This is a genomic window from Mycolicibacter sinensis (genome assembly GCF_001667375.1).
In the GTDB taxonomy this organism is placed as follows: Bacteria; Actinomycetota; Actinomycetes; order Mycobacteriales; family Mycobacteriaceae; genus Mycobacterium; species Mycobacterium sinense_A.
On record NZ_LZIN01000052.1, the window covers coordinates 1 to 18125 of the forward strand.

At 68.7% G+C, this 18125-nt stretch carries 24 protein-coding genes; 14 read left to right on the plus strand and 10 right to left on the minus strand.

The features are described 5' to 3' along the window. A partial coding sequence (locus A5771_RS10005) for a 1-deoxy-D-xylulose-5-phosphate synthase N-terminal domain-containing protein (protein ID WP_234783016.1) occupies positions 1-703 on the minus strand: 703 nt, incomplete at its 3' end. A 47-nt stretch (positions 704-750) separates the two neighbouring features. Here A5771_RS10005 and A5771_RS10010 point away from each other — a divergent pair. Beyond that, positions 751-1206, plus strand: coding sequence for a CBS domain-containing protein (locus tag A5771_RS10010; protein WP_064855066.1), 456 nt, complete (start codon positions 751-753; stop codon positions 1204-1206). Positions 1207-1318: 112 nt separating this feature from the next. Then, on the plus strand, positions 1319-2608 hold the full coding sequence (locus tag A5771_RS10015; RefSeq protein WP_064855067.1) for an SLC13 family permease: 1290 nt from the start codon (positions 1319-1321) through the stop codon (positions 2606-2608). Between the two features lie 19 nt (positions 2609-2627). Here A5771_RS10015 and A5771_RS10020 read toward each other — a convergent pair whose 3' ends face one another. After that, positions 2628-3803, minus strand: coding sequence for a class I SAM-dependent RNA methyltransferase (locus tag A5771_RS10020; RefSeq protein ID WP_064855068.1), 1176 nt, complete (start codon positions 3801-3803; stop codon positions 2628-2630). After that, positions 3800-5797 (minus strand): APC family permease, encoded by a 1998-nt coding sequence (locus A5771_RS10025; RefSeq protein ID WP_064855069.1) that lies wholly within the window; start codon positions 5795-5797, stop codon positions 3800-3802. The genes A5771_RS10020 and A5771_RS10025 overlap by 4 nt, the downstream gene beginning before the upstream one ends. Positions 5798-5900: 103 nt before the next feature. On the opposite strand from A5771_RS10025, the gene A5771_RS10030 reads away from it, so the two are divergent. After that, entirely contained in the window at positions 5901-6572 is a 672-nt protein-coding gene (locus A5771_RS10030; protein ID WP_082947169.1) for a potassium channel family protein, read from the plus strand. A 61-nt stretch (positions 6573-6633) separates the two neighbouring features. Beyond that, on the plus strand, positions 6634-7296 hold the full coding sequence (locus tag A5771_RS10035; RefSeq protein WP_064855071.1) for a potassium channel family protein: 663 nt from the start codon (positions 6634-6636) through the stop codon (positions 7294-7296). Here A5771_RS10035 and A5771_RS10040 read toward each other — a convergent pair. Next, entirely contained in the window at positions 7282-7950 is a 669-nt protein-coding gene (locus A5771_RS10040) for a DUF3159 domain-containing protein (protein WP_064855072.1), read from the minus strand. The two genes, A5771_RS10035 and A5771_RS10040, sit on opposite strands and share 15 nt — an antisense overlap. Positions 7951-7979: 29 nt before the next feature. Next, positions 7980-8351, minus strand: a complete 372-nt coding sequence (locus A5771_RS10045) for an OB-fold nucleic acid binding domain-containing protein (protein WP_064855073.1) — start codon at positions 8349-8351, stop codon at positions 7980-7982. Between the two features lie 80 nt (positions 8352-8431). Here A5771_RS10045 and A5771_RS10050 point away from each other — a divergent pair, with 80 nt between their 5' ends. Continuing rightward, the gene (locus A5771_RS10050; RefSeq protein WP_064855074.1) at positions 8432-9133 is read left to right on the plus strand and encodes an alpha/beta hydrolase; all 702 of its coding nucleotides are present in this window, start codon (positions 8432-8434) and stop codon (positions 9131-9133) included. Positions 9134-9136: 3 nt separating this feature from the next. Here A5771_RS10050 and A5771_RS10055 read toward each other — a convergent pair whose 3' ends face one another. Both A5771_RS10055 and dut read right to left on the minus strand, forming a co-directional pair. Continuing rightward, positions 9137-9940 (minus strand): DUF3710 domain-containing protein, encoded by an 804-nt coding sequence (locus A5771_RS10055; protein ID WP_428844401.1) that lies wholly within the window; start codon positions 9938-9940, stop codon positions 9137-9139. 27 nt (positions 9941-9967) lie between these two features. Further along, on the minus strand, positions 9968-10432 hold the full coding sequence (dut, locus tag A5771_RS10060) for a dUTP diphosphatase (protein ID WP_064855076.1): 465 nt from the start codon (positions 10430-10432) through the stop codon (positions 9968-9970). 25 nt (positions 10433-10457) lie between these two features. Here dut and A5771_RS10065 point away from each other — a divergent pair, with 25 nt between their 5' ends. After that, a complete protein-coding gene (locus A5771_RS10065) occupies positions 10458-10943 on the plus strand; it encodes a DUF3093 domain-containing protein (protein WP_064855077.1) in 486 nt (161 codons plus the stop codon). Between the two features lie 9 nt (positions 10944-10952). Here the strand turns inward: A5771_RS10065 and A5771_RS10070 are convergent, their stop codons facing one another. Next, complete coding sequence (locus tag A5771_RS10070; protein ID WP_013829371.1) at positions 10953-11255, minus strand: DUF4193 domain-containing protein; 303 nt, start codon at positions 11253-11255, stop codon at positions 10953-10955. Between the two features lie 168 nt (positions 11256-11423). Here A5771_RS10070 and cei point away from each other — a divergent pair, with 168 nt between their 5' ends. The 5 genes from cei (at position 11424) to A5771_RS10095 (ending at position 15704) form a co-directional block, all read left to right on the plus strand. Continuing rightward, positions 11424-12074 carry an envelope integrity protein Cei gene (cei, locus tag A5771_RS10075; protein ID WP_064855078.1) on the plus strand — a complete coding sequence of 217 codons (651 nt, stop codon included), beginning with the start codon at positions 11424-11426 and terminating at the stop codon, positions 12072-12074. 25 nt (positions 12075-12099) lie between these two features. Then, the gene (gene ppgK / locus A5771_RS10080; protein WP_064855079.1) at positions 12100-12918 is read left to right on the plus strand and encodes a polyphosphate--glucose phosphotransferase; all 819 of its coding nucleotides are present in this window, start codon (positions 12100-12102) and stop codon (positions 12916-12918) included. A gap of 188 nt (positions 12919-13106) precedes the next feature. After that, positions 13107-14624 carry an RNA polymerase sigma factor gene (locus A5771_RS10085; protein ID WP_064855155.1) on the plus strand — a complete coding sequence of 506 codons (1518 nt, stop codon included), beginning with the start codon at positions 13107-13109 and terminating at the stop codon, positions 14622-14624. A gap of 78 nt (positions 14625-14702) precedes the next feature. Then, positions 14703-15377 (plus strand): methyltransferase, encoded by a 675-nt coding sequence (locus A5771_RS10090; protein WP_428844403.1) that lies wholly within the window; start codon positions 14703-14705, stop codon positions 15375-15377. A 39-nt stretch (positions 15378-15416) separates the two neighbouring features. Then, positions 15417-15704, plus strand: a complete 288-nt coding sequence (locus A5771_RS10095) for a hypothetical protein (protein WP_064855081.1) — start codon at positions 15417-15419, stop codon at positions 15702-15704. Here the strand turns inward: A5771_RS10095 and A5771_RS10100 are convergent. Continuing rightward, complete coding sequence (locus A5771_RS10100) at positions 15655-16008, minus strand: DUF952 domain-containing protein (RefSeq protein WP_064855082.1); 354 nt, start codon at positions 16006-16008, stop codon at positions 15655-15657. The genes A5771_RS10095 and A5771_RS10100 overlap by 50 nt on opposite strands. Positions 16009-16129: 121 nt before the next feature. Here A5771_RS10100 and A5771_RS10105 point away from each other — a divergent pair, with 121 nt between their 5' ends. Together A5771_RS10105 and A5771_RS10110 are read left to right on the plus strand one after the other, a co-directional pair. After that, positions 16130-16324: a DUF7455 domain-containing protein gene (locus tag A5771_RS10105; protein ID WP_064855083.1), complete on the plus strand. Its 195-nt coding sequence runs from the start codon at positions 16130-16132 to the stop codon at positions 16322-16324. Between the two features lie 75 nt (positions 16325-16399). Further along, a complete protein-coding gene (locus tag A5771_RS10110) occupies positions 16400-17350 on the plus strand; it encodes a YihY/virulence factor BrkB family protein (protein WP_064855084.1) in 951 nt (316 codons plus the stop codon). On the opposite strand, the gene A5771_RS10115 is transcribed toward A5771_RS10110, so the two are convergent. Next, positions 17337-17576 (minus strand): DUF3039 domain-containing protein, encoded by a 240-nt coding sequence (locus tag A5771_RS10115; RefSeq protein ID WP_064855156.1) that lies wholly within the window; start codon positions 17574-17576, stop codon positions 17337-17339. The genes A5771_RS10110 and A5771_RS10115 overlap by 14 nt on opposite strands. Positions 17577-17642: 66 nt before the next feature. Between A5771_RS10115 and A5771_RS10120 the strand changes: the two genes are divergently transcribed. After that, positions 17643-18116 (plus strand): DUF3099 domain-containing protein, encoded by a 474-nt coding sequence (locus A5771_RS10120; RefSeq protein ID WP_109401091.1) that lies wholly within the window; start codon positions 17643-17645, stop codon positions 18114-18116. Positions 18117-18125 lie beyond the last annotated feature (9 nt).

Here is an 18125-nt window from a genome sequence, read left to right on the forward strand (position 1 = left end):
CCGCCCCCGCGCCTCCCCCCCCGCCCCCCCCGCGCGCCCCCCCCCCCCCCCCCCCCCCCCCCCCCCCCCCCCCCCCCCCCCCCGGCCCGCGGCCGCGCTCCAGCAGCCGCTCGTAGACGGGCTGCAGTCGCAACGCGGCCAGGTGGTCGGCGAAGCCGCCGATGGTCGGCGCGTAGCTGCGGCCGTTGTCGTTGACCACGATCACCACCGGCCGGTTGCCGGCGGCGATGTTGTTCAGCGCCTCCCAGCACATGCCGCCGGTCAGCGCACCGTCGCCGACGACGGCCACCACGTGCCGGTTGCGATGCCCGGTCAGCTCAAAGGCCTTGGCCAGCCCATCGGCGTACGACAGCGCAGCACTGGCGTGGCTGGACTCCACCCAGTCGTGCTCGCTCTCGGCGCGCGACGGGTACCCCGACAGCCCGCCCTTCTTGCGAAGGCTGCCGAAGTCACGGTTGCGTCCGGTCAGCATTTTGTGCACGTAGGCCTGATGGCCGGTGTCGAAGATGATCGGATCGTGCGGAGAGTCGAACACCCGGTGCAGCGCCAGTGTCAGCTCCACCACGCCCAGATTGGGGCCCAGGTGCCCGCCTGTCGCGGCAACCTTGTGGATCAGGAACTCCCGGATCTCCGCCGCCAGATCGGCCAACTGAGCCTGCGAGAGGTGCTGCAGATCGGCGGGGCCGCGGATCCCTTCAAGCATCCGGCCAGTCTACGCATGGCGACGGGTGACCACCGTATGGTCGTCGTATGCGCGCCGAGGAGATCGCTGAGGAGTTCCCGGTGGTGTCCATCGACTCCGACGCCGTGGACGCGGCCCGATTATTGGCCGAACACCGACTGCCCGGAATCGTGGTTATCGACCCCGCCGGCAAGCCGCACGCGGTGCTGCCGGCCTCACAGGTCGTGCGGTTCATCCTTCCCGGCTACGTCCAGGACGACCCGTCGCTGGCCGGAGTGCTCAGCGAGAGCGCGGCCGATCGCGCCGCGGAGAAACTGCACGGCAAGACGGTGCGCGACGTGCTGCCCGAACACCTGCCCGAACTGCCGACCGCCGGGCCCGCCCACACCCTCATCGAAGTCGCCTCCACCATGGCCCAGCTGCGCAGCCCGCTGGTGGCCGTCGTCAAGGACGGTAAACTGCTCGGCGTGATCACCGCCTCGCGACTGCTCGCGGCAGCGCTCAAACCTGATCGGCGCGGCTGATAACGTATCCATTTTCATGCGGTGTACCGGCAAGCCTGGTCGGCGTCAATGATTCCGTATCCAGGGGGTGCATGGTGGGGGTCGCGGCCGGCCGCTGTGCGGGACTGCCCCGATGATCTACTTCGCGGTCGCGGTCTTCGTGATCGCCTATGGGTTCATCGCCGCCGACCGGATCAACAAGACCGTGGTGGCGCTGACCGGGGCGGCCGCGGTGGTCATCCTGCCCGTCATCTCCTCCGACGACATCTTCTACTCCCGCAAAACCGGCATCGACTGGGACGTCATCTTCCTGTTGCTGGGCATGATGATCATCGTCAGCGTGCTGCGCCAGACCGGCGTGTTCGAGTACGTCGCGATCTGGTCGGCCAAGCGGGCCAAGGGTTCCCCGCTGCGTATCATGATCCTGCTGGTGCTGGTGACGGCTGTTGCGTCAGCACTGCTGGACAACGTCACCACGGTGCTGCTGATCGCCCCGGTCACCCTGTTGGTCTGCGACCGACTGGAGATCAACGCCGCACCGTTTCTGATGGCCGAGGTGTTCGCGTCCAACATCGGCGGCGCCGCCACGCTGGTCGGCGATCCGCCCAACATCATCATCGCCAGCCGAGCGGGCTTGTCGTTCAACGCCTTTCTTGTGCACATGGCGCCGATCGTGGCCATCGTCCTGGTCGTCTTCATCCTGATGCTGCCGCGGCTGTTCCCGGGATCGTTCACTGTCGACCCCGACCGGGTCGCCGACGTGATGGCGCTCGAGGAGCACGAGGCGATCCAGGACCGCCGCCTGTTGATCAAGTGCGGCCTGGTGCTGGCCGGGGTGTTCGCCGGGTTCATCGGACACTCCGCACTGAACCTGGAGCCCTCCGTGGTGGCGCTGCTCGGTGCCGGGGTGCTGATCGTGATCTCGAAGATGGAGCGCTCGGATTATCTGTCCGGCGTCGAGTGGGAGACCCTGCTGTTCTTCGCCGGCCTGTTCGTGATGGTGGGCGCCCTGGTGGACACCGGGGCGATCGCCGCCCTGGCCAAGGGCGCCACCGAACTCACCGGCGGCAACGCCCTGCTGACCACGATGGGAATCCTGGGGGTGTCCGCGCCGGTCTCCGGCATCATCGACAACATCCCCTACGTGGCCACCATGACACCGATCGTGGCCGAGCTGAGCACCACGCTGCCCAACGATCTGCACCCCGATGCCCTGTGGTGGGCGCTGGCGCTCGGCGCCGACTTCGGCGGCAACCTGACCGCAGTGGGAGCCAGCGCCAATGTGGTGATGCTCGGCATCGCCCGCCGCGCCGGGAATCCGATCACGTTCTGGGAGTTCACCCGCAAGGGCATCGTGGTCACGGTGGTCTCGATAGCACTGGCGGCGCCGTATCTGTGGTTGCGCTACTTCGTGTTCGGTTGACGAGGCGCCCGGTTGACGGCTAGCGCACCAACAGCGCCACGCACTCCACGTGGTGAGTCAGCGGAAACGCGTCGAACACCCGGATCTGCTGCACGGCATAGCCATGCTTGCGGTACAGACCGATGTCCCGGGCGAAAGACGCTGCCTCACAACCGATGTGCACCAGGCGCGGTACGCCCGCGGCCGCCAGCGCCTCGATCACCTCGCGTCCGGCGCCGGCGCGCGGCGGGTCCAGCACCGCGACGTCGGCAGCGGTCCGCTGCGCACCCAACACCCGGCGCACCGAATCGGTCCGCACCGACACCTGCGGCAGATCGGCCAGCGCGGCCCGGGCGGCGCCGGTGGCCGCCCGCGAGGTGTCGACGCTGATCACCCGGCCGGACTCCCCCACCTCCTCAGCCAGTGCCGCGGCGAAGATCCCGGCCCCGCCGTAGAGGTCCCAGGCGGTCATGCCGACCTCCGGCGCTGCCCAGTCGGCGATCAGCGCGCTGTAGAGCGCGGCCGCGTGCCGGTGCGCCTGCCAGAACGCGGTCACCGGGATCTGCCAGCGCCGCCGGCCGACCCACTGGGTGGCGTGATAGTCGCCCTCGTGCACCTGCGGGCGATGACCCCGGCCGGTGCTCACCACGTGCCGCACGCCGTCGTCGTCGGCCACCACATGGACGTGGTCGCCGGGCCGCCAGCTCTGCTCGGCCAGTCCCGTGATCATCCCGGCGGGCAACTGGCCGCACCGCAGATCGGTGACCAACTCCTCGCTGTGATACCGGTGAAACCCGGCCCGCCCGTCGGCGCCGACCTCCAGCCGGACCCGGCTGCGCCAGCCAGTCGGACCGCCCTCGCCCACCGGTTCGGCCTCGCCCTGCCAGTCGTAGCCGCCGAGCCGTGCCAACTGGTTGGAGACCACTTCGCCCTTGAGCGCACGGGCCGCGGCCGGATCGGCGAACGCCAGGTCGCAACAGCCGGCACCGTCGACGCCGGCGATCGGGCACAGGGAGGCGACCCGGCCGTCCGCCGGTTCGAGCACCTCGACACATTCGGCGTGCCAGTACGATCCGCGCTCCGCGGTGATCCGCGCCCGCACCCGCTCGCCGGGCAGGGCGTAACGCACGAAGACCACCCGGCCGTCATGGCGGGCCACACAACTGCCGCCATTCGCGGGCGCGTCGGTGACGAGGGTCAGCTCCTGGTCGCTCACTCCAGAAATCCTCGCCGGGTATCACCGGGGGCGTGGTGCGGCGCCAGCACCTTGCGCCGTTCCGAGGAGTTGAGCTGCCAGGGCACCGAGGTCACCATCACCTGCGGCATGAACAGCAGCCGGGTCTTGAGCCGTAACGCACTCTGGTTGTGCAGCACCTGTTCCCACCAGTGCCCCACCACATATTCGGGGATGTAGACGGTCACCACGGTGCGCGGCGACTCCTTGTTGATGCGTCTGACATAGTCGAGCACCGGCCGGGTGACCTCACGGTAGGGCGAGGCGATCACCTTGAGCGGCACGGTGATATCACTGTCCTCCCATTCGCGGACCAAAGCGCGGGTCTCGATGTCGTCGACGTTGACGGTGATCGCCTCCAGGGTGTCCGGGCGCGTCGCCCGCGCGTAGGCCAGCGCGCGGCGGGTGGGCAGGTGCAGCTTGGAGACCAGCACCAAGGCGTGGTTGCGGCTGGGCAGCACCGCCTGATCGTCAAGGGCGGCAGACTGTTCGGCCAGCTCCTGGGCGACGGCGTCGTAGTGGCGGCGGATCATCTTCATCATGGCGAACAGCACCGACATCGCCACGATCGCGATCCAGGCGCCGGCCGCGAACTTGGTGACGACCACCACGATCAACACCGTCCCGGTGGCCAAGAAGCCGATGGTGTTGACCACTCGGGAGCGCATCATCTTGACCCGCGCCGCACGGTCGTTTTCGGTGCGCAGCAATCGGTTCCAGTGCCGGACCATGCCGATCTGGCTCAGCGTGAACGAGACGAACACCCCGACGATGTAGAGCTGGATCAGTGCGGTGACCTCGGCGCCGAACGCCACGATGAAGGCGATGGCCACCACCGCCAGGAACACGATTCCGTTGGAGAACGCCAGCCGGTCGCCGCGGGTGTGCAGCTGACGTGGCAGATACCGGTCCTGCGCCAGTATCGAACCCAGCACCGGGAAGCCGTTGAACGCGGTGTTGGCGGCCAGCGCCAGAATCAGCGCGGTTACGCCGGCGATGATCCACAATCCGGGCGGGAAGCCGCGGAACACCGTCTCGGCCAGTTGCGCCAACAGCGTCTTCTGGTCGTAGTCGGCCGGCGCCCCGATCAGTTGTTCGTGCGGGCGCGCGGCGATCTTCACCCCGGTCTCCCTCGCCAGCACGATGATGCCCATCATCATGGACACCGCGATGACGCCCAGCATCAACAGCGTGGTGGCCGCATTGCGCGACTTGGGTTTGCGGAACGCCGGCACACCGTTGCTGATCGCCTCCACCCCGGTCAGCGCCGCACAGCCCGACGAGAACGACTTCGCCACCAGGAACACCAGGGCCACGCCGACCACCTCACCGTGCGCCGAGTGGATCTTGAACGCTGCCGATTCGGCTTGCAGCGGATGGTCCAGCACGAAGATCTGGAACAGCCCCCAGCCCAGCATCGCGAAGACTCCGATCATGAACGCGTACGTAGGGACCGCGAACGCGGTGCCGGATTCGCGGATGCCGCGCAGGTTGGTCGCGGCCACCACGGCGACGGTCCCCACCGCGAACGCCACCTTGTGATCGGCGATGAACGGAATCGCCGAACCGATGTTGGCGACTCCCGCTGAGATCGAGACTGCGACGGTCAGAACATAATCCACCATCAGCGCGCTTGCCACGGTCAGGCCCGCCGTGCCCCCCAGGTTGGTGGTGACCACTTCGTAGTCGCCGCCGCCGGAGGGGTAGGCGTGCACGTTCTGGCGGTAGGAGGCCACCACCGTGATGAACACGAACGCCACCGCCAGGCCGACCCACGGCGTCAACCGGTAGGCCGCGATGCCCGCCACCGACAAGACCAGGAAGACCTCTTCGGGGCCGTAGGCCACCGAGGACAGCGCGTCGGAGGCGAACACCGGCAGCGCGACGCGTTTGGGCAACAGCGTGTGACTGAGCCGATCGCTGCGAAACGGCCGGCCCAGAAGCAGCCGCCGAGCAGCGGTGGAAAAATTCGACACGAGAGCCAAGGGTAAGCCAGGGCGGCTCTGGCGGTAGCGTTCACCGAATACGGGCACTACTGCGGGCGACAGCCAGCCGAAACCAGCCGAAAGGACCGTGCAGGTGCGGGTAGTTGTGATGGGGTGCGGCCGGGTGGGGGCCTCGGTTGCAGACGGGCTGTCCCGGATCGGCCACGAGGTCGCCATCATCGACCGTGACACCACCGCGTTCAACCGGCTCAGCCCGGAGTTCAGCGGCGAGCGGGTGCTGGGCATGGGCTTCGACCGCGACGTGCTGCTGCGCGCCGGCATCGAGGAGGCTGGGGCGTTCGCCGCGGTGTCCTCGGGTGACAACTCCAACATCATCGCCGCGCGACTGGCGCGCGAGACGTTCGGTGTGGCCCGGGTGGTCGCACGTATCTATGACGCCAAGCGGGCCGCGGTCTACGAACGGCTCGGCATTCCCACCATCGCCACCGTGCCCTGGACCACCGACCGACTGCTCGACGCCCTGACCCGCGAGAGCGAGACCACCAAGTGGCGCGACCCGACCGGCACCGTCGCGGTGGCCGAGGTCGTGCTGCACGAGGCCTGGATCGGCCGCCCGGTCACCGACCTGGAGGCCGCCGTCAACGCCCGCGTGGCGTTCTTGATCCGGTTCGGCACCGGCATCCTGCCCGAGTCCAAGACCGTCATCCAGGCCAGCGACCAGGTGTACATCGTCGCGGTGTCGGGCCGTGTCGCCGAGGCGATCCCGATCGCCGCGCTGCCGCCCAGCGAGGACCTGGACCAATGAAACGCGTCGTCGACGAAGACGCTGGCGGAGCCTGCGGAGCCAGGGTTGAGGAGCGGCGCCAATGAAAGTCGCGGTGGCCGGGGCCGGGGCCGTCGGCCGGTCGATCGCCCGGGAACTGCTCGACAGTGACCACCAGGTGACGCTGATCGAGCGCAACCCGGAGCACATCGACGTCGAGGACATCGCCGATGCCCAGTGGCATCTGGGGGACGCCTGCGAGCTGACCCTGCTGGAGTCGGTGCACCTGGAGGACTTCGACGTCGTAATCGCCGCCACCGGCGACGACAAGGCCAATGTGGTGCTCTCGCTGCTGGCCAAGACCGAGTTCGCGGTGCCCCGGGTGGTCGCCCGGGTCAACGACCCCCGCAACGAGTGGCTGTTCACCGACGCCTGGGGGGTGGACGTGGCGGTGTCCACGCCGCGGATGCTGGCCTCGCTGGTCGAGGAAGCCGTCGCGGTCGGGGATCTGGTGCAGCTCATGGAGTTCCGCAAGGGCCAGGCCAGCCTGCTGGAGATCACGCTGCCCGACGACACCCCGTGGGGCGGCAAGCCGGTACGCAAGCTGTCGCTGCCTCGCGACGCTGCACTGGTGACGATCCTGCGCGGGCCGCGGGTGATCGTGCCCCAGGACGACGAGCCCCTCGAGGGCGGCGACGAGTTGCTGTTCGTCGCGTCGAGCGGGGTCGAGGACGAGCTGCGCCAGCTGCTGTTACCCGCGCACTGACCGCGGTTCGCGGCCGTCTGCCGCGTCGGCGTCGGACCGCGAATCCAGCGCCCGCTGCACGTATTTGACCGCCAGATAGGTCACTAGGGCAGCCAGCGCGGTCAGCGGCCAACCCATCGCGATGCGCGCCACCCCCAGCCAGCCGGTCTGGTCGGCGTTGTAGAGCAACCGCTGCACCACAAAGCGGGACCCGAACACCAGCACCCAGGTCAGCGTCGCCGCGTCGTAGGCGTAGATCGCCGCCCGCAGCTCTCGCCAGGCCAGGCCCTGGCCGCTGGCCCAACTCCAGATGTAGCCGACCACCGGGCGGCGGATCAGGATGGAGCCGGCGAACACCACCGCCCACACCAGCGATGTCCAGATCCCGAGCAGGAAGTAGCCCTTGGAGTCACCCATCAGATATGCGATCAGGGCGCACACGGCCACCCCGAAGAATCCCGAGACGGCCGGCTGGGTGGATTCCCGGCGGATCAGTCGCCACGCCAGCACCGCCGCAGCGGTGCCCAGCGCCGCCATGACGGCAATCCGCAGCCCGAAGAGGCTGGAGGCCGGCACGAACACCACGATCGGCAACGACGAGTAGATCACGCCGGCCGCCCCGCCGATCTGGTCCAGCAGCCGCTGTGGCCCCTGGGGGCCGAAGTCGTCGGTCATCACTGCTGCGGGCCGATAATCCCCGGCGCTCACTGCTGAATTTCGTAGTGCGGGTTGTAGATGGCCTTGGAGCCGCTTTCGAGTTTTCCGACCCGGCCGTGCACCCGCAGGGTGCGGCCCGAGTCGATTCCGGGAATGCGGCGCTGCCCCAGCCACACCAGCGTCACCGTGTCGGTCCCGTCGAACAGCTCGGCGCGGACCCCGCCCACGCACCCCTTGGCGTTGGCTTCCACGCTGCGCAGCACGCCGACCATGGTGACCTCTTGGCCGCGTTCGCAGTCGATGGCACGCTGGGCGCCGGTGCTGAGCGCCTCGTCGGACAACTCCTCGACGTCGCGCAGCTCAGGATCTTCCGTCAGTCTCCGAGTCAGCCGGCGCAGGTAACCCTTCGGCGCAGCCATGCCCTCTCCCTCAAGTGTGTGCGTCCGCTAGGGTAGACCTGTTGATTACCCAATGCCACACGACCCGGCAGGATCAAGGGGTGGCATTTGATTTGCACGGTGTGACGGCCGTCCTGCTGCCGGGAACCGGATCCGACGAGGACTACGTCCGCCGGGCGTTCGAGGCGCCGTTGCAGCAGGTGGGCGCCGAATTGATTGCGCACCGTCCGCAACCGGACCGTCTCGTCGAGGGTTATCTCGCGGCGCTGGACGCCGCGGCCCGATCCGGCCCGATCGTCGTCGGGGGCGTGTCGATCGGCGCGGCGGTGGCCACCGCGTGGGCGCTGCGCCATCCGGGGCAGGTGGTCGCGGTGTTGGCCGCACTGCCCGCCTGGACCGGCTCGCCCGGCGCCGCGCCGGCCGCCCATGCCGCCCGCTACAGCGCCGAGCAGCTGCGCCGTGACGGGCTGCCGGCGGTGGTGGCCGAGCTGCGGGCGACCAGCCCGGCCTGGCTCGCCGACGAGCTGACCCGCTCCTGGACCGCTCAGTGGCCGCTGCTGCCCGACGCCCTGGAGCAGGCGGCGGCCTATGTCGCCCCGACCCGCGCCGAGCTGGCCACCCTGGCGGCGCCGATGGGGGTCACCGCAGCCGTCGACGACGCGGTGCACCCGTTGCAGGCCGCCACGGAATGGGTGGCCGTCGCCCCGCGGGCGGCGCTGTGCACCGTGACCCTCGAACAGATCGGCGCCGACCCGTCCGCGTTGGGCACCGCCTGCCTGACGGCGCTGGGCGAAACCTATTAGTCACTAACCGCCGGTGATAGTGCGCAACTGCTGCATCGCGGATCCCTCCGCGCTGCGGCGAGCAGTCGGCGCGGGCGGTGGCACATCGCCGCCGGCGTCGGGCGCGGCTCCCCCGGCCGGCTGCTGGCCGGCCGGCGCCTGGCCCCGGGCGGCGGCCTGGGCAGCGGCCGCGGCCCGCAACTGCTCAGCCATCGGCTCGGGCAGCCGCACCGGCAACGGGGTACGCACCGGCAACGGGGTGTCGCCGCGACGGACCACCGTGTCCGCCAAGGCTTCCCGGGCCTGCTCGGTCAGCGCGTCCATCGTCTCGTGCGGGCCGTTGACCACGCAGCGCACCATCCAGCGGTAGCCATCGACCCCGATGAACCGGACCGCGCCAGTCGCCGATCCGGCCACCTCCCGGCCCCATGGGCCGTCGATGACGCTGACGCTCGCGGAGTCCCGGCGCAGCGCGTCGGCCAGCTCGGCGGCCACCTCGCGCCACAGTCCCGCCGACTTGGGCGCGGCGTAGGCGGCGATGTTGAACCGCCCGTTGGGCGTCACCAGCCATACCGCGCTGGGCACGCCGGCCTCGCTCAGTTCGACCTGGACCTGGGCGCCGGCGGGCATCGGCACCAGGACCGAACCCAGATCCAGTCGGGCCGTCGTCGCCGCGGCGGGGTCGTCGAAATCTTCGATGTCGAACGGGCCGTCGAGCTCCTCGCCCGAGTCCACGTCTTCGGAGTCCTCGGAGTCCTCGGGTTGCGGCTCGGCGCGCGTCGGCTCGTCGCCGCCGGTCTTGCGCTTGCCCCTACCGAATGCCATCACTGCCGCCCATCTTCGTCACTTCGCTTCTCACAAACTCGCGTGTCCGCCCGACGAGCCGTGCCCGTCACCGCCACGGGTGGTCCCGGCCAGCCCTGCCTCATCGAACGAGGTGACCTCGATCAGTTCGGGCAGCTCGACCCGCTGTACCACCAGCTGGGCGATCCGGTCCCCCCGATGGATCTCGATCGGCGTCGCCGGGTCCAGGTTGATCAATGCCACCTTAACCTCGCCGCGATAACCTGCGTCGATCGTTCCCGGACTGTTGACGATTGAAAGCCCCACCCGCGCAGCCAAACCCGATCGGGGGTGCACCAAGCCGACCATGCCGAACGGAATCGCCACCGCGATACCGGTGGGCACCAGGGCACGCTGGCCCGGTCCCAGCTCGACGTCGACCGCACTGTAGAGGTCGACCCCGGCGTCGCCGGCATGGGCGCGGCGCGGCAACGGCAGATCAGGATCGAGGCGGACAACCGCAAGACTGGGCGACACGAGCCGCAAGACTACTCTTAGCCGGATGTCGGGATCGCGTCTGAACCACCAAGCACCGCAAACCGTGCGTTACCGCGAGCAACTGTGGGTGCCCTGGTGGTGGTGGCCGCTGGGGTTCGTGGGCAACGGCCTGATGGCCTACGAAGTCCGGTTGGGCCTGCGCAGCCTGCCGGGCTGGCTGCCGTTCGCCGTGTTCTTCGCGATCACCGTGGCCGCCCTGCTGTGGCTGGGACGCATCCAGGTGCTCGTCGTCGAGACCTCCGACCAGCGTGAGCTGTGGGTCGGCGAGGCGCACCTACCGGTGAGCGTCATCGCCCGCGCGGCCGAGGTGCCGCAGTCGGCCAAGTCGGCGGCACTGGGCCGCCAGCTCGATCCGGCGGCCTATGTGGTGCATCGTGGCTGGGTGGGGCCGATGGTGCTGGTCGTACTCGATGATCCCGATGACCCGACGCCGTACTGGCTGATCAGCTGCCGTCATCCGCAGCGAGTGCTGGAGGCCCTGCAGAGCTGAGCGACGGGGTCAGGCCGCGCAGTCGGTACAGATCATCACGCCGTTCTTCTCACTGGCCAAACGGCTGCGGTGCTGCACCAAAAAGCAGCTCGAACAGGTGAATTCGTCGGCTTGCTTGGGGACGACGCGCACCGACAGCTCTTCTCCGGACAGGTCCGCGCCGGGCAGCTCGAAGGATTCGGCGGATTCGGATTCGTCGACGTCGACCACGGCGGATTGCGCTTCGTTCCGCCGAGCCTTGAGTTCCTCGAGTGAATCCTCGGAAACGTCGTCGGTCTCGGTGCGACGCGGGGCGTCGTAGTCGGTAGCCATGGTCTTCTTCCCTCGTCCCCTCGTAACCCTGCGCGAGCTTTGTACCAGCGTCGAACGCATCCACCAAATGATTCGTGCCCGGTTCGCGTCCAGATCAACTGTGATTTGCATCACATTATATTGCTGACCACGGTGATCGCTGCCTCGCGCGCCCTCTAGAGTGCGTACGTGGTCGCGCAAATCACTTCCGGCACCGAGTTCGACAAGCATGGTCTGCCCTTCCGGCGGCGCAACTATCGACCCGCCGCCTACGCCTTGGCCGCGCTGTCACTTTTGACCGCCGTGGCGTGGACCGTGGCGCTGACCCGGCCGGCCGACATGCACGAGGCCGCGGTGTGCAACCCTCCGCCGGCGCCCACCGAGCCCGGCCAGCCGCGGCTCGGCACCCAGGTGCCGCGTGCCGCGATGATGACCGCCACCCCGGCCAAGCTGGCCGACGTCAAGGCCCGCGTGCTCAACGCCAGCGGCCGGGCCGGGCAGGCCGCCGATGTCGCCGACGCGCTGCGCGACGACGGTTTCGCCCAGCCGACCGCCGCCAACGACCCGGTCTATGCCAACGACCGGCTGGATTGCCAGGGCCAGATCCGCTTCGGCGAGGCGGGACAGGCCGCCGCGGCGGCGCTGTGGCTGGTGGCTCCGTGCACCGAGCTGTTCCGCGACGACCGTCCCGACGACTCCGTCGACCTGGCGGTTGGAAGCGACTTCGTCAGCCTGGCCCACAGCGACGACATCGAAGCGGCGCTGGCGGGCTTGCGTCCGGATGCCACCGGACTGCCCGACCCGGCGCTGCTGACCAAGGTCCACTCCGGCACCTGCTGACCAGCGACCCCGTGAGAGGAGAGGGATGACCGGCACCGACTCGACCGATTCCACCACCGCGTCGCCTGCTGCGACCACCGGCGGCACCGGGCCGCAACGACAGGCGTTCGGCGTCGACGTCGGCGGCAGCGGCATCAAAGGCGGCATCGTCGATCTCGAGACCGGCACGCTGGTCGGCGAACGCTACAAGCTGCCCACGCCCAGCCCCGCGACACCGGCCGCGGTCGCCGAGACCGTCGCCGCGGTGGTCCGGCACTTCGGCTGGACCGGCCCGCTGGGGGTCACCTATCCCGGCGTGGTGGTCGACGGTGTGGTGCGGACCGCCGCCAATGTCGACAAATCCTGGATCGGGGTGAACGCCCAAGCGGCGGTCGCCGCCGCACTCGACGGCCAGCCCGTCGTCATCCTCAACGACGCCGACGCCGCCGGACTGGCCGAAGAGCGCTTCGGAGCGGGCAAGGACAACACCGGCGTGGTCGTGTTGCTCACCTTCGGGACCGGGATCGGATCGGCGGTGATCCACAACGGAAAATTGCTGCCCAACACCGAACTCGGGCACATCGATGTGGACGGCAAGGAAGCCGAGCACCGGGCCGCCGCGTCGGTCAAGGAGCGTAAGAACTGGAGCATGAAGAAGTGGTCGAAGCAGGTGACCAAGGTGCTGGTGGCCATCGAGAACGCCCTCTGCCCCGACCTGATCATCGTCGGCGGCGGCATCAGCCGCAAGGCCGACCAGTGGGTGCCACTGCTGGGCAACCGGACCCCGGTGGTCGCCGCGACACTGCAGAACTCCGCGGGAATCGTCGGAGCCGCGATGGCGTCTGCCACCGACGTCACCCGGTGATTTCCGCCCGCTCAGCGATTGTCGCCCGCGACTGTCGTTACAATGGTCGACGGCGGCCGCCTAACCGATAGCGGCGACTATCCCAGTTGATCACCCAACTGAAATAGAGCCGACATTCGACATAACCCGACACTTTCGGTTGCGCACGGCCCTGCGAACCGAAAGTCAGTCCGACCGAAGGGGTGGACGTGGCAGCGAGCAAGGCAAAGCCGGCGACTGAGGAGCCGAAGAAGCGCAGTGCCGCCAAGGCGCCCGCCAAGCCGCCTGCCAAGGCCGCCACCAAGACCCCGGCCAAGCGCACCGCGGCGAAGGCCGCCAAGGCCGCCCCGGCCAAGAAGGCCACCAAGACGACAGCGCGCCCGGCGACCAAGAGCGCCGCCGCCAAGAACGGCGACGCCACCGACGACGCCACCAAGCCCAAGACCCGGTCGACCCGGGGTCCGGCCAAGAAAGCCGCGGCCGCCAAGGGCGCCAAGAACGCAGACGTCGACCTCGTGGCCGAGGATCTGGACACCGACGCCGAACTGGACGGCGAGCCCGGCGAGGACGACATCGACGACGCCGACCTGAGCCTGGACGAACTCGAGGACGACGCCGCCTCCGACGACGAAGCCGCGGGCGACAACACTGCCGCGGCCACCACCGCCGTGGCCACCAATGAGGCCGGCGATGACGACGACGAGATCGCCGAACCCTCCGAAAAAGATAAGGCCTCAGGCGATTTCGTCTGGGACGAAGAGGAGTCCGAAGCCCTGCGCCAGGCCCGCAAGGACGCCGAGCTCACCGCCTCGGCCGACTCGGTGCGCGCCTACCTCAAGCAGATCGGCAAAGTGGCGCTGCTCAACGCCGAAGAGGAAGTCGAGCTGGCCAAGCGCATCGAGGCCGGTCTGTTCGCCACCCAGAAGATGGCCGAGCACACCGAGAAGGGCGAGAAGCTGGCCGTCGCCTACCGGCGTGACATGGCCTGGATCTGCCGGGACGGCGACCGCGCCAAGAACCACCTGCTGGAGGCCAACCTGCGGCTGGTCGTGTCATTGGCCAAGCGTTACACCGGCCGCGGAATGGCGTTTCTGGACCTGATCCAGGAGGGCAACCTCGGTCTGATCCGCGCCGTGGAGAAGTTCGACTACACCAAGGGCTACAAGTTCTCCACCTACGCCACCTGGTGGATCCGCCAGGCCATCACCCGCGCCATGGCCGACCAGGCGCGCACTATCCGCATCCCGGTGCACATGGTCGAGGTGATCAACAAGCTCGGCCGCATCCAGCGTGAGCTGCTGCAAGACCTGGGCCGCGAGCCCACCCCCGAGGAACTCGCCCGGGAGATGGACATCACCCCGGAGAAGGTGCTGGAGATCCAGCAGTACGCCCGGGAACCGATCTCGCTGGACCAGACGATCGGCGACGAGGGCGACTCCCAGCTCGGCGATTTCATCGAGGACTCCGAGGCGGTAGTAGCCGTAGATGCCGTCTCGTTCACCCTGCTGCAGGATCAGCTGCAGTCGGTGCTCGAGACGCTCTCGGAACGCGAAGCCGGCGTGGTGCGGCTGCGGTTCGGCCTGACCGACGGCCAGCCGCGCACCCTCGACGAGATCGGCCAGGTCTACGGGGTCACCCGCGAGCGGATCCGCCAGATCGAGTCGAAGACCATGTCGAAGTTGCGGCACCCCAGTCGGTCTCAGGTCCTGCGCGACTACCTGGACTAGGCGACCCACGCGACCACAGCACCACCGGCGGCGCTGCTCGCCGTCCTCAACGCGTTTCGTGGCGAGCACTGGTCGAACCTGGAACACTCGGTGCGGACCGGCGAGACCGCCGTCAGCAAAGTGCGCGGCATGTCCTTCTTCGAGTACACCGACACCGATCCCGAACTGGCGCAGGTTTTCAACGACGCGATGACCGGAGCGTCCGCCGTCGCGATCGAAACCGCCGTTCCCGCATATGACTTCAGCACCAGCAACCTGATCGTGGATGTGGGCGGGGGCCACGGCGCGCTGCTGGCCGCGGTGTTGCGTCAGGCGCCGGATGCGCGCGGGGTGCTGTTCGACCTGCCCCAGGTGGTGGCCGGAGCCGACGCGACGATGGCCGCCGCCGGGGTGGCCTCGCGCTGCGATCGCGCGGGTGGGTCGTTCTTCGAATCGGTCCCCTCCGGCGGCGACACCTATCTGCTCAAGACCGTCATTCACGACTGGGACGACGACCGGTCGCTGGAAATTCTGCGCAATGTCCGCAGGGCGATCGCGCCCGGCGGCAAGGTGTTGCTGTTCGAGATGGTGCTGCCCGAGGGCGCGCCCGCCCACCTGGGTCTGGTGCTCGATTTGGAGATGCTGGTCGCCGCCGGCGGACAGGAACGCACCCGGCGGCAGTACGCCGCGTTGCTGTCGCAGTCGGGATTCCGGCTGCAGCGGGTGATCCCCACGGCGAGCCCGATGTCGATCATCGAGGCCCGGCCGGTTTAACCGCCCGGCCGGAAGCGCCCGCGCGTAGGATCGCCGTCAATGTCCACCGATGGCGAGTCGTCGCAGACCTTCACCGCCCTGCTCAAGCGCGCGGTGGCCCACGGCCATCCGGTGCCGGCCGAGGCCAGCCTGGATCCTGCCGTGCTCTCGGCGGTCAACGCCGTCGCCGCCGCGTGGCCGCGGGTGCCCGCCGCGTTGATCAACAAGGCTCAAAACGTGTTCGCCCGTAGCGAACTCACCCGGAAGTCAGCGGCCAAACCGACCACCCCGATCAACCTCAATCCGCCGCGGCGAACGCACCGTCCGGGCCCGGCCGATACTGCGTGACACCGATCACCGCGCCGACGGGCAACGGCCCGTACAGGTGCGGGAAGAGCATCGATTCCGGATCGCCCGGCACGCCGGGCTCCCAATGCACCGGTGCCTGCGCCTTGGCCGGGTCCACCTGCAACAACACCAGATCGGTGCGGCCTCGGTAGAGCCGATTGGCGGGCAGATGAACCTGCTGCGGCGTCGACAGGTGCACGAAACCCACCCTGTCCAACGACTCGGGGCGCAGCGCACCCGACGTCTGCGCGCTCGCCCATTCCGCGGCGCTGCACAGATGCACAAGGATGCCGGAAGCGTTCATCGTCGTCGATCCTGCCCTAGCGCCGCCTCGGGGTGAGACACGACACAGCCGAAGCCGGGAACAACGCCGAACGCCCGAGCGTCTGACACACTTGTGAGCAACCGCGAGAACGGAGGAGCCCATGAACGCGACTCTGACCAGTCCCGAACTGACTCGGGCTGATCGATGCGACCGGTGCGGTGCTGCCGCCCGGGTGCGAGCCACGCTGCCCTCCGGTGCCGAACTTCTCTTCTGCCAGCACCACGCCAACGAGCACGAAGCCAAGCTGATCGAGCTGGCGGCCGTGATTCAGGTCAGCGCTTCAGACGAGGCCTAACCTCAAGCCACGCAACACGCCCGCGGCAGCGGGAGTTGTGCAGTAGCACCACTTGTCAGGAATGCTGGGCTGGTCATGACTGACCAGATTCCCCGACCTTCCCGACACCACCTGCTGCGCATCGCCCGCCGCACCTTGGCCAAGAGCTGGGACGACTCGATCTTCGCCGAGTCGGCGCAGGCGGGCTTCTGGTCGGTGCTGTCGCTGCCGCCGCTGCTGCTGGGGATGCTGGGCAGCCTGTCCTACATAGCACCGTTGTTCGGCCCGGACACATTGGCGACCATCCAGGACCGGCTGATCGGCATGGCAAGCAGCTTCTTCTCGAAGAACGTGGTGGTGGAAATCATCGAGCCCACCGTGCGGGACATCGTTTCCAACGCTCGGGGCGAGGTGGTCTCGCTCGGCTTCGTGATTTCGCTGTGGGCCGGTTCCTCGGCGATCTCGGCGTTCGTCGACTCGGTGGTCGAGGCACATGATCAGACCGCGCTGCGTCATCCGGTGCGGCAACGGTTCTTCGCGCTGGGCCTGTATGTGGCGATGCTGGTGATCGCGGTCGCCGGGGCCCCGTTCGCTGCGCTGGGCCCCCACGCGGTGGCCGAACACCTGCCCGCCCGGTGGACGGATCTGCTGCGGTTCGGCTACTACCCGGCGTTGGTGCTGGGGCTGCTGGTGGCCGTGACCGTGCTCTACCGGGTTTCGCTGCCCAAGCCCCTGCCCTCGCACCGGCTGGTGATGGGTGCGGTGCTGGCCACCACGGTGTTCGTCGTCGCGACGCTGGGGCTGCGGGTCTACCTGCGCTACATCACCAGCACCGGCTACACCTACGGTGCGCTGGCAACCCCGATCGCGTTCCTGCTGTTCGCGTTTCTACTCGGCTTCGCCATCATGCTGGGCGCCGAGCTGAACGCCGCCGTTCAGGAGGAGTGGCCGGCGGAGTCCACCCACCTGCGCCGATTGCGCGAGTGGATGGCGACTCGCACGACCCGGAACGATCGCGGCTGCGACGATCCGCTCACGCCTTCTTGAGGGTCGCGTAGATCCGCTTGCAGTCCGGGCAGACCGGCGATCCCGGCTTCGCCGACTTGGTCACCGGGAACACCTCACCGCACAGCGCCACCACGTGGGTGCCCATGACCGCACTCTCGGCGATCTTGTCCTTCTTGACGTAGTGGAAGAACTTCGGGGTGTCGTCGCCGGTCCCGTCATCGACGCGTTCCTCGGCATCGGTGCGCTCGAGAGTGTCGGTCTGTATGCCCATCTGCCCATTGTGCCCAGAACTCAACGGATCGTAAAACCCCTGGTGCCGCGACACCGGTCGGTGTGGGACAGTGGAGTGATGAAGCACGGCCCCGAGCTGGGTTTCGACGACGACGGTCGGCCGGTGCTCATCACTGCTGCCGCTCCGTCCTTCGAACAGCAGCACCGTGAACGGGTACGCAAGTACCTGACGCTGATGGCGTTCCGGGTGCCGGCACTGGTGCTGGCCGCGATCGCCTACGGGATTTGGCACAACGGCTTGATCTCCCTGCTGATCCTGGTCGCCTCGATACCGCTGCCGTGGATAGCGGTGCTGATCGCCAACGACCGGCCGCCGCGCAGCGCCGACGAGCCGCGCCGATACGACGCCGCTCCGGCACGTACGCCGTTGTTTCCCACCGCCGGGCGCCGGGCGCTGGAGCAGCCGCAGCCTTTCGAGTCCGGGCCTCAATCGCCTACCGACGAGCCGGGGTCCGAGTCGCGCGAGTCCGGTGGCGGCGGGGCCGGCGAACCGCCGCACGGCACCGGTTCTTAGCACATTCTC